Source organism: Candidatus Propionivibrio aalborgensis (assembly GCF_900089945.1).
Lineage (GTDB): Bacteria > Pseudomonadota > Gammaproteobacteria > Burkholderiales > Rhodocyclaceae > Propionivibrio > Propionivibrio aalborgensis.
This window is the reverse complement of record NZ_FLQY01000377.1, coordinates 1-14,711: the sequence shown is the minus strand read 5'-3', so window position 1 is coordinate 14,711 and position 14,711 is coordinate 1. Positions and strand designations below refer to the sequence as shown.

Below are 14,711 nucleotides of genomic sequence, written 5' to 3'. Positions count from 1 at the left end.
TTGCTCGATCAAGCAATCGCTCACGGAGCCGGCAAAGTCGAGGAAGCGCAGGTGCGCGAAATGCTTGGCACCGTCGATCTGGATTATCTCTTTTCGATACTCGATGCCTTGCTGGCCGGAGACGCGGCCGCCATGCTGGCAGTGGCTGACGATATGGCCATGCGCAGCCTGTCGTTCGATGCGGCGTTGCAGGAAATGTCCAACCTGTTTACGCGTCTGCAGGTTGCGCAGCTAGCGCCACAGGCTGTCGCCGATGACCTGCCCGAGCGGGCGCGCATTCTGGAGTTGGCGGCGCAACTTGACCCGGAATTCGTGCAACTGGCCTATCAGATTGCCGTGCATGGACGCAAGGAGCTGCCTCTGGCGCCGGACGACCAGGCCGGTTTCGTCATGACACTCTTGCGCCTGCACGCTTTCCGCCCTACCTCGGGCGGTGAAGTGGCAACACCGGGGGCTGCTGCGGTCGTGCCGCAGGCGCACGGAACAGCAGCGCCTGCAACGATCAAGCCCATAGCCAAGGATGTACCGTCTGCCACTGTGAGGGGCGGGAGAGCGAACGAAGTTGATCCTGCTCCGCCGCCCGCATCCGTTGCTCTGGAAATACCTGTCGCCAAGGTAACGGAAGAAACTGCGGCAATGGCTTCTGTAGATGCTGACTGGCACCAGATTCTGGTCGCAATCAAACTTGGTGGTATGGCACGTGAACTTGGGCAGCATTGCGAATTACGCAGCATTGATGAGGCCCGGATCGTTCTTTGCCTCTCGCCGATACATCGCCATTTGCAAATGAAGCCAGCGCAGGACAAGCTTCAGCAGGCACTTTGCGAATATTTCGGCCGCCCCTTGCAGTTGTCGATCGAACTGCATGAGGTGTCCGGCGATACGCCGGCTGCGACCGCCCAGCGCCAGAAGCATGAGCGGCAGGAGCGCGCCGTGGCGGCAGTCGAACAGGACGATTTCGTACGCGAAGTCATTGATTTATTTGACGCAACACTGATTGAATCTTCCATTAAACCCGTTTAAGACCAGCCGAGGTAAGCATGATGATGAAAGGTGGAATTGCCGGCCTGATGAAACAGGCTCAGCAAATGCAGGAAAACATGAAGAAGGCGCAGGAACAGCTTGCGCAAGTAGAAGTCGAGGGGCAATCCGGTGCGGGTATGGTCAAGGTGCTGATGACCTGTGCCCACGACGTTCGCCGCGTGTCGATCGATGCGTCTGTTATGGACGACAAGGAAATGCTTGAAGATCTGGTGACTGCTGCCCTGAACGATGCCATGCGGCGTGTTGAAGAGGTTTCCAAGAACAGCATGTCCGGTTTCACCGCCGGACTCAACTTGCCCGCCGGGATGAAGCTGCCTTTCTGATGTCGACGCCGTCGAGCCTTGAATCCTTGATCAAGGCGTTGCGCTGCCTGCCGGGAATCGGCCCGAAATCGGCGCAGCGGATGGCCTATCACCTGCTGCAGCACGACCGGTCAGGCGCAAGTAGTCTTGCAGATGCCTTGCAGCACGCACTTGGCGCGCTGCGCCATTGCCAGCGTTGCAATACCTTTACCGAAGCCGATATCTGCGAGCGCTGCCTGTCCGGCAAGCGCGATGCCAGCTTGCTGTGTGTTGTCGAAACACCGGTCGACATGAACATGATGGAGCAGACGCATGCTTACGCCGGGCTGTATTACGTCCTGATCGGTCGTGTCTCGCCGCTTGATGGCATCGGTCCGCGTGAGTTACAGCTCGATCAACTGCTGGCACGTGCCTGCGATGGCGTGGTGCAGGAAGTCATTCTGGCCACGAATTTCACCAATGAAGGTGAAGTAACGGCTCATTATCTGGCGGAAATGCTCAGAAGCCGCGCAATTCGCGTCTCTCGCATTGCGCGCGGCGTTCCCGTTGGCGGTGAGCTGGAATACGTCGATGCCGGAACCCTGGCTCAGGCCGTTCGCGAGCGCAGGTCGCTTACATGATAGGTATTCAGCATGCACCTCTTCATTACCGGGCAAGTTCGGCGTATAATCCACAGCTTTAGTTTGCGCTCCGTTTTCCAAGCTGGAGTTTCGTTCTAAGGGTCAGCACGATGAGTACAGATAGCAAAATTGATGGCGACAGGCGGCGCTTGATCGTCGCTACCGCTGCCGTCGGGGGGATTGGGGCGATAACCGCCATGGTGCCCTTCCTTTCCAGCATGCTCCCGTCCGAACGCGCCAAGGCGGCGGGTGCTCCGGTTGAAGTGGATATCGGCAGCATCGGGCCGGGCCAGATGATTACTGTCGAATGGCGCGGCAAGCCGGTATGGGTCCTGAACCGCACCGAGGAGATGTTGAGCACATTGCCCAAGCTTGACAGTGCCGTTGCCGACCCGAAATCCGAGGTCGATCTGCAGCCGGAATCCTGCAAGAACGAAACGCGTTCGATCAAGCCGAATATGTGGGTTGCGGTTGGCATTTGCACCCACCTTGGTTGCTCTCCCTCTTCAAAATTCCAGAAAGGCCCTGCCCCTGTCATGGTTCGACCTTCGATTTTGCAGGCCGTGTTTTCAAGAAAATGCCGGCTCCTACCAACCTTGAAGTGCCGCCGTACACCTATCTCACCGATACGCGCATTTTGATCGGCGAAAATAAGAAGGGGGCGTAAGTCATGGCTTCAAACACCAATTACGAAAAGTACAAGTCCGACGGTTCGCTGCAGGGGAACCTGCTCGAATGGGTGGACGCCCGCTTCCCCGCGACATCCATGTGGCGCGGCCATCTGTCCGAATACTACGCACCCAAGAACTTCAATTTCTGGTACTTCTTCGGTTCGCTGGCGATGATGGTGCTGGTGATTCAGATCGTTACCGGAATTTTCCTGGTGATGTTCTATAAACCGGACGCCTCACTCAACGCCAGCGGTATTCCAATCGCTTTTGCCAGTGTCGAATACATCATGCGCGATGTGAATTGGGGCTGGCTGATCCGCTACATGCACTCAACCGGCGCTTCGGCCTTCTTTGTCGTCGTTTATCTGCACATGTTTCGCGGCATGCTCTATGGATCCTATCGCAAGCCGCGTGAGCTGATCTGGGTGTTCGGCACGATGATCTTCCTGTGTCTCATGGCTGAGGCTTTCATGGGCTACCTCCTGCCCTGGGGCCAGATGTCGTACTGGGGTGCTCAGGTGATCGTGAACCTGTTTTCCGCCATCCCGCTGATTGGGGAGCCCCTATCCATTTGGATTCGCGGCGACTTCGTGATCGGCGATGCGACCCTGAACCGCTTCTTCTCCTTCCACGTCATTGCCGTGCCCCTCGTCTTGCTCGGACTCATCGCCGCACACATACTGGCGCTGCACGAAGTCGGTTCCAATAATCCGGACGGGATCGAGATCAAGAAGAAACTGAACGACAAAGGCATTCCGCTTGACGGCATCCCGTTCCACCCGTACTACACGGTGAAAGATATCGTCGGCGTTGTTGTTTTTCTGATGGTTTTTGCGATCATCGTCTTCTTCATGCCGGAAGGCGGCGGCTATTTCCTTGAGTACAACAATTTCTTCCCGGCTGACCCGCTGAAAACTCCGCCGCACATTGCACCGGTGTGGTACTTCACGCCGGCCTATTCAATCCTGCGCTCAATGGTATGGCCACTGTTCGGACTGGACGCGAAGTTCTGGGGAGTCGTCGCGATGGGTGCGTCGGTCGTGATAATTGCCTTCCTGCCCTGGCTCGACAAGAGCCCGGCAAAATCGATACGCTACCGTGGTCCGATCTACAAGGGTTTCCTGGCGGCCTTTGTCATCGCCTTCCTGATTCTTGGCTATCTCGGCACACTGCCGCCATCGCCTGTTGGGCAGATCGTTTCGCAGATCTGCAGCGCCATATATTTCGGCTTTTTTCTGCTCATGCCCTGGTATTCGAAGATCGACAAGTGCCAACCCGAACCTGATAGGGTGAAATACAAATGAAAGCGAACAACATGAAGAGATTCCTGCTGGCGCTCCTGTTTGTACCGGTTACGGTATTTGCTTCTGGTGCGGCACTGCATCTCGACCGGGCGCCCAATGTTCAGGATGATCCGGCGGCCTTGCAAAACGGTGCCAAGTTGTTCGTCAACTACTGTCTGAACTGCCACGGTCTGAGTTTTGTCCGATACAACCGTTTGACGGAACTGGGATTGACCGATCAGCAGGTGCGCGACAATCTGATGTTTACCGCCGACAAGATCGGCGAGCCGATGCGTATTGCCGCACGCCCGGAAGAGCAAAAGAAGTGGTTTGGCGTGATGCCGCCGGACCTGTCGCTCGTTGCCCGGGCACGCGCGTCGGGTGATGGAAGCGGCGCTGACTGGCTCTATACTTATCTGCGTTCCTTCTATCTCGATGACAAGCGCCAGACCGGCTGGAACAACGTGATCTTTCCCAATGTTGGCATGCCTCATGTCCTGTGGGAATTGCAGGGCCTGCAAGCGCTGAATCACGAAACGCACAAACTGGAACTGGTCGTCCCGGGGCAGTTGTCGCCGGACGCGTACGATAAACAGGTTGCCGATCTGGTCGGCTTTCTCGTCTGGGCCGGAGAACCGGGTGCCGGTTTTCGCAGGAAGCTTGGCTATGGTGTTCTGGCCTTTCTGATTGTTCTTTTCGGTGTATCCTATTCGTTGAAGAAAGCTTACTGGAAAGACGTCAAGTAGAATTGGGCAGCCGTCTATTCAGGTTTCGGCATCGTCGGCGTAAGGGTGTGATAGCGCCCATTGCAGCCACGATGCCGGTTCGTTTTTTGAGGTATGAATCATGATGAATCTCTATTCGGGCACGACTTGCCCGTTCAGCCAGCGTTGCCGCATAGTCCTGTACGAAAAAGGCATGGATTTCCAGGTGATTGATGTCGATCTCTTCGCCAAACAGGAAGATATCGCCATGATCAACCCCTATGGGCGTGTGCCGGTACTCGTTGAACGCGATTTGATCCTGTACGAGCCGAACATCATCAATGAGTATATTGATGAACGTTTTCCACATCCTCAGCTGATGCCGGCCGACCCGATCATGCGCGCGCGCGCGCGGCAGCTGCTGATTACGATGGAACGCGAGGTGTTCCTGCATATCGAAGCGCTGGAGAAGAACCACAAGACGGCCGACAAGGCACGTCAAATCATCCGCGACCGCCTGACCGAGATGGCGCCGGTCTTCGTCAAGCAGAAACACATGCTTGGTGAAGACTTTTCGATGCTGGATGTGGCGATTGCGCCTCTCCTCTGGCGTCTTGATCACTATGCGATCGAATTGCCGAAATCGGCTGCACCTTTGATGAAATACGCTGAGCGGATATTCAGCCGTCAGGGATTCATCGACGCACTGACGCCGTCCGAAAAGGCCATGCGCCGCTGATCCGGACCTTAGTTTTCCCTGGAAATTCGGTTCAGGCGTGTGACCTAGTTCGTCCCTGTTCAATCGACTTGATTCGGGAATAGACATGGAACTGCCATCGACAAAGCCTTATCTGATTCGCGCCATTCATGAATGGTGCTGCGACAATAATTTCACACCTTACATTTCCGTCATTGCCGGCAAGCAGGCACGCATCCCGCGCGAGTTCGTGCGCGACGGCAAGATTGTTCTGAACATTGGTTACGAAGCGACAGGACATCTGAACATCGCCAATGACGGAATTACCTTCCAGGCGCGCTTCGGCGGCGTGGCACGTGACATTGCGGTCCCTATGGGCAATGTGGCCGCCGTTTATGCCAAGGAAAATGGGACCGGCATGGCGTTCGAACCGAGTAGCGAGGACTTGTCCGATGAAGGCAAGGTCCCGGTGCCCGACGTTACGCAGGTCAGCGAGCCGGAACCGCCCGCAGCGCCACCGACGGGGCGTCCCAGTTTGACGCGTATCAAATAGGCACGCCCATATCGAGGCGTCACCCGTCTGAGCCGCACCAGAATGAAGCATGGTTCCGGGTTTTGTACGGCCGATATCATGCAAGTTGTTGATTTTCTTGCTTGGCATAGCTGTTGCTCCATGACGCGGAGGAGTGGTAGCCATGGCAAAAGAAATCAAATCGACCTGTTGTTACTGCGGCGTGGGCTGCGGTCTGCTGATCGCGGTTGAAAACAACAGAATCCTTGGTGTAAAAGGCGACCCCGAACATCCGGCCAATTTCGGCCGTTTGTGCACCAAGGGTGCAGCCCTGCACCTGACGGCCCGATCGGACTACCGTCTTCTTCATCCGGCACTGCGCCTTGATCGGAATGCGCCTCGACAACGAGTAGGTTGGAATGAGGCTCTTGATCATGCCTCCACTCGTTTTTCCGAGATCATTCGTCGTTTCGGTCCGGACAGTGTTGCCTTCTATATTTCCGGACAGTTGCTGACCGAGGACTATTACGTCTTCAACAAGTTGGCCAAAGGTTTGATCGGCACCAACAATGTCGATACCAACTCGCGACTGTGCATGTCTTCCGCCGTTGCCGGCTACAAACAGACGCTGGGTGCCGACGCGCCGCCTTGCAGCTACGAGGACATTGCTCTGACGGACTGCTTGCTAATCGCTGGCGCGAACCCGGCCGTGGCGCATCCGATTGTCTTCCGCCGTATCGAGGATGCCAGGGTCGCCAACCCCCAGCTCAAGATCATCGTCATTGACCCACGGTGCAGCGAAACAGCCAGGATTGCCGATCTGCATCTGGCACTGAGGCCCGGCACCGATATTGCCCTCTTCAACGGCCTGTTGCATGTGTTGCTGACAGAAGAACTGGTCGATCGTGACTATATCGCTGCGCACACCGAAGGCTTCGAGGCGCTGGAGCAAACGGTGATGGCTTACACGCCGGCAAGCGTTTCCGGGATCTGCGGCGTGCCAGAAAGTGACATTGTCCGGGCCGCACGTTGGTTCGGAGCGTCCCGTGCTTCTCTCTCGCTCTACTGTCAGGGGCTCAACCAGTCGTCGCATGGCACGCACAATAATGCAGCGCTTATTCACCTGCATCTAGCTACCGGCCATATCGGCAAGCCCGGCGCCGGTCCGTTCTCATTGACCGGTCAGCCGAATGCGATGGGCGGTCGCGAAGTGGGTGGCTTGGCCAACCTGCTTTCGGCGCACCGGGACATGGCCAATCCCGCGCATCGTGATGAAGTTGCCGGGCTTTGGGGTATTCCGTCTGTACCGGCAACGCCGGGCAAGGCGGCCGTCGATCTCTTCGCGGCCTTGAAGAGTGGCGAAATCAAAGCCGTCTGGATTGCGTGCACCAACCCCGCTCAGTCCATGCCGGATCAGGGTGCGGTGCGAGAATCACTACAGGCGGCAGAATTCGTCGTATTGCAGGAGGCTTACGGCAATACCGATACGGCTGCCTACGCCGATCTCATGTTACCCGCCACCTCCTGGGGGGAGAAAGAGGGCACGGTTACCAATTCAGAGCGACGAATCACGCACGTCAGTCCCGCGGTCGGCGGTCCGGGCGAGGCCCGTCACGACTGGGAGATCGTTGTCGAGTTCGCACGCCGCCTCGGGCAAAAACTGGACAACTCGCTGACCGAACATCTTTTCCCGTACGAATGCATTGAAGACATCTTTAACGAACATCGTGAAACCACACGTGGGCGCGACCTTGATATCACCGGCCTGAGTTATGCCATTCTCGATACCGCAGGACCGCAACAATGGCCCTATCCCGAAGCAGCGAGCGAGGGCAGGCAGCGCCTCTATGAAGATGGTGTCTTTGCGACGAGCAATGGCCGAGCGCGCTTTGTCCCCGTTAAACATCAGGCTACTGCCGAGAAAGCCAGTGACGCGTATCCCTTGAGTCTGATCTCGGGGCGTCTGCGCGATCAGTGGCACGGAATGAGCCGCACCGGGACGGTCGCACATTTGTTCAACCTCGATGAAGCGCCCGAGATTTCATTGCATCCCACCGATATGCATGCGCGCGGTCTCGAAGCCGGTGATCTGGTACGCGTCAGCAACCCACGCGGCGATGTCGTTATACGCGTCATGCCGGGAGAGACATTGCTGCCGGGTTGCGCATGGATGCCCATGCACTGGGGGAGCCAGTTCATGAACAGTGCCGGTGTTAACGCCTTGACCATTTCGGCAACCGACCCGTATTCGCAACAGCCTGAGCTCAAGCACACGACGGTGGCTGTCGAAAAGGTCGATTTGCCGTGGCAACTGGTGATTCTGCGCAAGGCGGGAGAGGGGCGACTCGCTGCGTCGCAGCTACTGGAGAAAGCACGCTCGCTATTGCCGCAGTTTGCCAGTGCTTCAGTGGGGCTCTATGGGCGCGCCGAACCGCTGGTTGTCTTTCGTGCGGAAATGAGTGAAGCTCTGCCGGAGGATCGCTTGCGCGAGATTGACGGATTGTTCGGCCTTGATGACGCGGAATCGGCCATTGTTTATGCCGACCGCCAACGCCAGATCAGCAAGCGAGCCGCTATGTTGGATGGTAAGCTGATCGGCGTACGACTAGCAGGTGAAACGCTTGCGCAGTCATGGCTCAAGGATGCGATGGCGGAAAACACGCTTGATGCGGCATTGATTCGCTGTGCTCTTGCTCCGATCGGCAAACCACCGAGCCAGTTGTTGGGTAAAAGTCGCGTTGTCTGCAATTGTGCCGATATTACCGAGGCCCAGCTCAGGGCCGAGTTGAATCGGAGTACAACGCTTTTGCAACTTGGAGAAAAATTGAAATGCGGAACTTACTGCGGCTCGTGCGTGCCCGAACTCAGGCAGATGATCGCTGGCCGGATTCGGGAGGCTGCTGTTTGAAAGCGGATACGGGAGTGGCATGAATTACGCACATTTCATTCGGGAGATCGGTCGTGGCAGCGAAGGTGCGCGCGACATGTCGCTTGAAGAATCGCAACAACTCTACGGCGCCATACTTGACGGTGGTGTGCCCGACCTTGAGCTTGGAGCGATAGCGATTGCCTTGCGCGTGAAAGGCGAATCCGTAAGCGAGATGCTTGGTTTCCTGGCCGCTGCCAATGAACGGCTATACACCCTTTCCCGCCCGCAGGGACGTATTCGTCCAGTCGTCATCCCCACTTACAACGGAGCACGCAAAGGCGTAAATCTCACGCCATTGCTGGCATTGATGTTGCGGCGTTTCGGCATTCCAGTGGTGTTGCACGGTCAGATCGAAGGCTACGGTCGTGTGACAACGGCGCAGATTCTTCGAGAATTCGGTCTGCTGCCCAGTACCAGCCAATTGCAGGCGCAGCAGTCGCTGGATGAAGACGGTCTGGTTTATGTGCCGCTCGCCGTAATTTCGCCCGGTTTGAACAATCAGCTTGCTCTGCGCAGCCGTCTTGGGTTGCGCAACAGCGCACATAGTCTGGTCAAGATGCTCGATCCGTTCAAGGGGGACGGCTTGCTGCTTGCCGCAGCCACCCACCCCGATTACCTCAACACAATGCGGGAAATGCTCGGTGCGACAGGCGCACACGCCCTGTTGTTGCGTGGCACGGAGGGTGAGCCTGTTGCCAACCCCAAGCGACGTCCACGTATCGAACATTTATACGATGGCGCAAGAGACATCCTCTTCGAGGCCGAGCACGACAGTCTCAAGACGCTGCCGCACTTGCCAGAAAGCTGTGACGCTAAAACTACCGCAGACTGGATGCGGCGTGTTCTCGCGGGTGAATGTGCTCTGCCTCTCCCTCTCGTCAATCAACTTGCCTGCTGCCTGTATGCCAGCGGTCAGTCCGATGACTTCAACCAGGCCAAAGCCATCGTCGCGCTTGAGGGATCCGGCCTGAGCCTGGCTTGATCGGGGGCATCGCCATGATCGCTGGCGATTGGGTTGGTGAAAACGGGGTGCTGGTATAATCCGCCGCATAGGGGGGCTGTTCTGCCACCCCGTCGCGGTTAATTTGTCGGTCTAATGAATGGAAATGCTGTCACTGTTGTCTGATCCGGAAGCGTGGATTGCTTTCTTCACGCTAACGGCGCTGGAGCTGGTACTGGGGATCGACAACATCGTCTTCATCTCCATCCTCGTCGACAAGTTGCCGCCGCAAAGTCGGGAGAAGGCGCGCAAGACCGGCTTGTTCTTTGCGATGTTCATGCGTATCGCCCTCTTGCTTCTCCTGGCCTGGATCGTCGGCGCAACCGAGCCCCTGTTCAGCGTACTGGGCCAGCCGGTATCGCCGCGCGATATCATCCTGATTGCGGGGGGGCTCTTTCTGCTCTGGAAGAGCACTCAGGAAATCCATCAGTTGCTTGAGGGCGAAGAGGGCGAGGCAGCAAAGTCGGTCAAGGCGACATTCACGGCCATCATTCTGCAGATCATTGTCATAGACCTTGTGTTTTCGCTGGATTCCATCATTACCGCTGTCGGCATGGCGAACGATGTTTCAGTGATGATCGCGGCTGTCGTAGCGTCGGTCGGATTGATGATGCTCTTTGCCAAAAGCATCGGGACGTTCGTTTCGGATCATCCGACGATCAAGATGCTGGCCCTGTCGTTTCTTCTGTTGGTGGGCATGACACTGGTCGCCGATGGTTTGGGTCATCATGTGCCGAAGGCCTATATCTACTTCGCCATGGCGTTCTCGCTGGGAGTGGAAATGCTCAATCTGCGCTTACGGAAGAAGCAGTCCAAACCCGTCCACTTGCATGACCCGTACGGTCAGAAGATGCCGGATTGAATGATGGATCGTTCCGGTTTTATGAACGCATAAATGGACTTAGTACTACTCGCTTTCCTTATTCTTCTCAACGGCGTTCTCGCGATGTCAGAGATCGCCGTTATTACCTCGCGCAGGGCCCGGTTGCAGAAACTTGCGGACGACGGGAGTCCCGGTGCGTTGTCGGCGCTGGCACTGAGCCACGAGCCGTCCGGGTTTCTTTCCACTGTTCAGGTCGGTATCACTACAGTAGGCATTCTGAATGGCGCCATTGGTGAGAGTGCGCTGGCTGACCCGCTGACCGTTTGGCTGTCGGGATTTACCTTGCTTGAGCCGTATGCAAAGGGCGTGGCCCGTACCCTGGTTGTTGTTGGCTTGACCTATTTCTCGGTTGTCGTCGGAGAGTTGGTTCCCAAGCGTCTGGGTTTGCTGGCACCGGAGTCGATCGCCACGTTGATCGCCAAGCCGATGAACGTATTGGCGCGCATGACCCGCCCACTGGTCTGGCTGCTCTCTTCGTCATCCACTGTGATTCTGCGTGTGATCGGTGCGCGCCGCAGTGAAGACCCGCCGGTAACCAACGACGAAATCAATGTTCTGATGGGGCAGGGTGCCTTGGCAGGCATTTTTCATGAAAGCGAGCAGGCCATTGTTTCCAATGTGCTTCGCCTCGACGAACAGCGCATCAGCGCGATCATGACGCACCGCAACGACATATTCATACTTGATCTTGACGAGCCGGAAGATGTTATTCGCGCGCGACTATCCGAAAACCCCTACACGCGTATCGTCGTCTGTCGGGACGGACTGGAGCACATTGTGGGCATCTTGCGTACTGCCGAACTCCTCAAGTCCGCACTGTCCGGTGAGCCGCTTGATGTCGAGAGCCATCTGCGTCCGCCGCTATATGTGCCCGAAGGAACGACAACGACGCATCTGTTGGAAAGCTTTCGCAAGGCGCGCCAGCAATGTGCGCTGATCGTCGATGAGTATGGCGAGCTGCAAGGGTTCGTCACTCTCACCGATGTGCTGACCTCGATTGTTGGCGAACTTCCCTCGTCGGACATTCAGGAAGAGCAGGACATCGTCGAGCGCGCCGACGGGTCGTATCTGGTCGATGGAAGCGTGGTGATCGAACGCCTCAAATCGGTGATAAACATCGAAGAAGGTCTGCCGGGCGAAGACGAAAATGCGTTCAATACCCTGGGCGGTCTGGTGATGTACGTTCTCGGTCGAATTCCCATGGTGACCGATCATTTTGAGGTGGCGGGTTGCTGCTTCGAAGTGGTCGATATGGACAAGAACCGCGTCGACAAAGTGTTGCTGACCAAACTGAAAGCGCCGGTCGAGGCTGCAGACGACGCTGCCGCCTGACCGGCAGGGCACACCGGACTTCCTGCCGACCAACTGGCAGGGCCACCGAGGGCAGATCAGAAAGGGAGACCGGCGGAAACCTGTTCTCCACACTAAGCTTTGTGCTTGTGTTTGTGCTCGTGGTGATGCCCATGATCTACCTTGCCGGTATCAATGGCCAGCATCTCGGCGACCTCTGCCTGGTCTTTCTCGAATTCGGCGAGCAGACCTTCGTCGGAAAGATCCAGGGCGTGGGAATGTGTCCAGTCTTGTTCAGCAATTTTCTCGACGCGCTTGACGACCGGCTCATCGTGGACTGTGATGGCCAGTTCGCGCCGAGTGTCAAAACTGCCGGGGGCAAAATTGATCGAACCGATTATGCAGCGCTTGCCGTCGGCCAGCATCATCTTGGCATGAAGTTTTAGCCCCTTCAACTTGTGCACCTTGGCCCCGAGGTCTTCCAGGATGCGCAGGCCCTCGATGCCCTCGACCAGTTTCCCTTTCTTGAGGGTATGGGCGGGGCGTGCCAGCACCCTGATCTTCACACCGCGTCGTGTGGCGCGCACCAGATGCTCGATGATGACCTCGTCCTGGTAGCGCTCGTTTTCGAGAAACAGGGTCTCCTTCGCCGAGTCGATGAAGTGCGCCACCCGATTGCGTCCGTTGATGTTGCACCAGACCAGGTGCGAGTTCTCACCCGGATTGAAGGGCTGGCGATTCCAGTCGGCTTCGAAGCACTGGATGATCTCGTCGACCTCGTGCCGGTGCGAGGTCACCACGGCGTAATCGCGAGTCACCGTCAGATTTTTGGTTTCCCAGTTCAGCGACTGGACGAAAGCTGTTTCGTCGTCGATCACCAAAGACTTCTCGTGCGTGATATCGAATTCCGGATTGCTGTCGATCACATCGACGCCGGCGGCCAGTAGCGCCGCACGGGGCTCCTCGTTTTCGACCTCGCCGCTGCGCCGCGCCGGGTTGAGCATCACCCGCACCTTGACGCCGCGTTGCTGCGCGTCGATCACCGCCGCCAGCAAGGTCGGGTCCGAGAACAGGAAGATCTTGATGCGCAGCGACTGTTTCGCCGCAGCAATGGCATCGACGAAGGGCTGGACGGTGTCATCCGGCAGAACTATGAGAGAGCGATGCATGAGAGGTGGACTCCGAGGGTTGTCTGCTGGCAGGTCGCGAACAGTTGTGGCGCTGAACTCCGGGAAAAGCACGAGAGCGTGTTTGACTGACAGGGAAATATATCGCTGGGGAAGTTCCGGTGTCTACCAATATCGCCAAGGCAGGTACTCGCCCGGATTCATGGCCAGGGTTTCAGATTCAACGTGCGCTGAATTTTCTCGCGCAAGACATCAGGCACGCCTGCCTCTTCAGCAAACGATCTCCATTGCGATACCGTCGCCTGCACCTCGGCAACGATTTTCGCAGCGCGCCCGCGTTTCATCGAAGCCGTCTTTGCGCAGGCGTTGAAGTCCTCCATCGTGAAATCGTCGCGTTTTCCATTCATCGTCATCTGATGGCGCGCCGTCCACGCACCCGCAGGATTGAAGCTGTAGGTCATATCAAAGGCCGGCGACAACCGCCACTCACCGGATTTGTTCATCAGGAAGGCGATGTTCTTCACGTGGTCGTCCTGATTGCGGGCCACGATGTTGAATACCATGCGCCGAAACAGTTGCTCGACGGCCTGCATCGGCAACTGCAATTGCCGCATCACCAGCAACGCCTGCTCGTAGCTGTAGGCGCCTGCCATGTTGAAATCGTAGTGCGCCAGCGCGCAGAGCGACTGCATGTGAAGTTTTTCGCCGGCAGCACTGCCAACAATGCGATCGAAGCGTCGCGTCATGAAATGCGAGCGGCCATTTTCCTTGAATAGCCGGCATTCACTGATCTCGATGCCACATTCAAGCGCCATCAGGTAATACGCATACTCGATCACCCCGTAGCCTTTCGGGTCGTCCAGTTCCTTATCCTTGTTGCCGCTGACGCCGTCAAATTTCAGCAGCCAGTATTCGAATCCCTGTCCGGCTTTGACCTGGCCGGACCGCACTTCATTGGTTTTCGGGTTCCATGCGATGACCGCCTTCGCCCTCGCGCCGCCGGCGGATGTGCCCACGCGCAAGATATTCCTCAGCGCATCTTCTCCGCCTTCGGCCGCAAGAGTCGCCTGCAGCTTGTTCCGGTGGGTCAGTATCTCCGACGCAAGCTCGACCAACTTGCCGACCTCAATGTGCGTTGTCTCCTTTGCCCTGGGGCCGATGGCCGGGGCGAACTCCAGCGCCCCCATGCCGCGTTCGCCGGTATAGCAAAGCCGCTCGACGGCGTTGAAGGAACCCGGTTGCCGCCCCTGCGATGCCAGCCAGGCATCAATCAGCGCATTGCCGAATTTGTCGGGCAGCGAGTCGGCCAGCAGGCCGGGCAGCCCGAGAAAAGTCGGACGGGAAAGCTCGGGGAAGCGGTACACGCGCCGGGAAGGCGGCATCACGATCGGCGCGACCTGAATGCCGCTTTGCGCTTTTGCCCCACAGCCTGACTTCGGCAAGCGTGCTCATGGTTTCTCGCAAGCGTGCTCAGGGCTTCTCATCCCAGCTCCACGATTTGCCGGTCGCCTTTGCGGCACGTTGGCCCGAAGCCCGTTGCCGGACCTTACCCTTGCGCTTCAACAAATCCATCGGTCTGGGCCCGGACTCCGGAATCAGGCTATCCAGCCCGGACGCGGCGCCCAGCACCCGCAGCACACGAATCAGGGT

At 57.4% G+C, this 14,711-nt stretch carries 14 protein-coding genes and 1 pseudogene; 12 read left to right on the top strand and 3 right to left on the bottom strand.

The genetic code is table 11. The annotated features are described in order from the left end of the window. From PROAA_RS16520 to PROAA_RS16465, 12 genes and pseudogenes are all read left to right on the top strand, one after another. Positions 1–1,023 (top strand): DNA polymerase III subunit gamma/tau C-terminal domain-containing protein (locus PROAA_RS16520; protein WP_281182284.1); only part of this gene is annotated, 1,023 nt, incomplete at its 5' end. A gap of 20 nt (positions 1,024–1,043) precedes the next feature. Next, positions 1,044–1,367, top strand: a complete 324-nt coding sequence (locus PROAA_RS16515; protein WP_186412399.1) for a YbaB/EbfC family nucleoid-associated protein — start codon at positions 1,044–1,046, stop codon at positions 1,365–1,367. Continuing rightward, the gene (recR, locus tag PROAA_RS16510) at positions 1,367–1,966 is read left to right on the top strand and encodes a recombination mediator RecR (protein ID WP_186412397.1); all 600 of its coding nucleotides are present in this window, start codon (positions 1,367–1,369) and stop codon (positions 1,964–1,966) included. Before PROAA_RS16515 ends, recR begins: the two co-directional genes overlap by 1 nt. Positions 1,967–2,076: 110 nt before the next feature. Next, positions 2,077–2,633, top strand: a pseudogene (gene petA, locus PROAA_RS16505) (ubiquinol-cytochrome c reductase iron-sulfur subunit). Positions 2,634–2,636: 3 nt separating this feature from the next. Next, entirely contained in the window at positions 2,637–3,941 is a 1,305-nt protein-coding gene (locus PROAA_RS16500) for a cytochrome b (protein ID WP_186412396.1), read from the top strand. Beyond that, the gene (locus PROAA_RS16495) at positions 3,938–4,666 is read left to right on the top strand and encodes a cytochrome c1 (protein WP_222102322.1); all 729 of its coding nucleotides are present in this window, start codon (positions 3,938–3,940) and stop codon (positions 4,664–4,666) included. Before PROAA_RS16500 ends, PROAA_RS16495 begins: the two co-directional genes overlap by 4 nt. Before the next feature lie 100 nt (positions 4,667–4,766). Further along, positions 4,767–5,363 carry a glutathione S-transferase N-terminal domain-containing protein gene (locus PROAA_RS16490; protein ID WP_186412395.1) on the top strand — a complete coding sequence of 199 codons (597 nt, stop codon included), beginning with the start codon at positions 4,767–4,769 and terminating at the stop codon, positions 5,361–5,363. 85 nt (positions 5,364–5,448) lie between these two features. Next, positions 5,449–5,874: a ClpXP protease specificity-enhancing factor gene (locus PROAA_RS16485; protein ID WP_186412394.1), complete on the top strand. Its 426-nt coding sequence runs from the start codon at positions 5,449–5,451 to the stop codon at positions 5,872–5,874. A gap of 142 nt (positions 5,875–6,016) precedes the next feature. Next, positions 6,017–8,740: a nitrate reductase gene (locus PROAA_RS16480; RefSeq protein ID WP_186412393.1), complete on the top strand. Its 2,724-nt coding sequence runs from the start codon at positions 6,017–6,019 to the stop codon at positions 8,738–8,740. Positions 8,741–8,759: 19 nt separating this feature from the next. Beyond that, positions 8,760–9,743 carry a DNA-binding protein YbiB gene (gene ybiB, locus PROAA_RS16475; RefSeq protein ID WP_186412392.1) on the top strand — a complete coding sequence of 328 codons (984 nt, stop codon included), beginning with the start codon at positions 8,760–8,762 and terminating at the stop codon, positions 9,741–9,743. Positions 9,744–9,861: 118 nt separating this feature from the next. Further along, positions 9,862–10,623 carry a TerC family protein gene (locus PROAA_RS16470; protein WP_425394028.1) on the top strand — a complete coding sequence of 254 codons (762 nt, stop codon included), beginning with the start codon at positions 9,862–9,864 and terminating at the stop codon, positions 10,621–10,623. 33 nt (positions 10,624–10,656) lie between these two features. Beyond that, positions 10,657–11,976 carry a hemolysin family protein gene (locus tag PROAA_RS16465; RefSeq protein ID WP_186412390.1) on the top strand — a complete coding sequence of 440 codons (1,320 nt, stop codon included), beginning with the start codon at positions 10,657–10,659 and terminating at the stop codon, positions 11,974–11,976. A gap of 92 nt (positions 11,977–12,068) precedes the next feature. On the opposite strand, the gene PROAA_RS16460 is transcribed toward PROAA_RS16465, so the two are convergent. The 3 genes from PROAA_RS16460 to PROAA_RS16450 form a co-directional block, all read right to left on the bottom strand. Continuing rightward, positions 12,069–13,103 (bottom strand): phospholipase D-like domain-containing protein, encoded by a 1,035-nt coding sequence (locus tag PROAA_RS16460; RefSeq protein WP_186412389.1) that lies wholly within the window; start codon positions 13,101–13,103, stop codon positions 12,069–12,071. A gap of 158 nt (positions 13,104–13,261) precedes the next feature. After that, a complete protein-coding gene (locus PROAA_RS16455) occupies positions 13,262–14,503 on the bottom strand; it encodes a type II toxin-antitoxin system HipA family toxin (protein WP_222102321.1) in 1,242 nt (413 codons plus the stop codon). 28 nt (positions 14,504–14,531) lie between these two features. Further along, positions 14,532–14,711 (bottom strand): hypothetical protein (locus tag PROAA_RS16450; protein ID WP_281182283.1); only part of this gene is annotated, 180 nt, incomplete at its 5' end.

Bases quoted from the DNA above. Each gene is read 5' to 3' on its own strand.
- PROAA_RS16490 (WP_186412395.1), top strand. From the start codon at position 4,767: ATGATGAATCTCTATTCGGGCACGACTTGCCCGTTCAGCCAGCGTTGC.
- PROAA_RS16460 (WP_186412389.1), bottom strand. From the start codon at position 13,103: ATGCATCGCTCTCTCATAGTTCTGCCGGATGACACCGTCCAGCCCTTC.
- ybiB (WP_186412392.1), top strand. From the start codon at position 8,760: ATGAATTACGCACATTTCATTCGGGAGATCGGTCGTGGCAGCGAAGGT.
- PROAA_RS16515 (WP_186412399.1), top strand. From the start codon at position 1,044: ATGATGAAAGGTGGAATTGCCGGCCTGATGAAACAGGCTCAGCAAATG.
- PROAA_RS16500 (WP_186412396.1), top strand. From the start codon at position 2,637: ATGGCTTCAAACACCAATTACGAAAAGTACAAGTCCGACGGTTCGCTG.
- PROAA_RS16470 (WP_425394028.1), top strand. From the start codon at position 9,862: ATGGAAATGCTGTCACTGTTGTCTGATCCGGAAGCGTGGATTGCTTTC.
- PROAA_RS16465 (WP_186412390.1), top strand. From the start codon at position 10,657: ATGGACTTAGTACTACTCGCTTTCCTTATTCTTCTCAACGGCGTTCTC.
- PROAA_RS16485 (WP_186412394.1), top strand. From the start codon at position 5,449: ATGGAACTGCCATCGACAAAGCCTTATCTGATTCGCGCCATTCATGAA.
- PROAA_RS16480 (WP_186412393.1), top strand. From the start codon at position 6,017: ATGGCAAAAGAAATCAAATCGACCTGTTGTTACTGCGGCGTGGGCTGC.
- PROAA_RS16495 (WP_222102322.1), top strand. From the start codon at position 3,938: ATGAAAGCGAACAACATGAAGAGATTCCTGCTGGCGCTCCTGTTTGTA.
- recR (WP_186412397.1), top strand. From the start codon at position 1,367: ATGTCGACGCCGTCGAGCCTTGAATCCTTGATCAAGGCGTTGCGCTGC.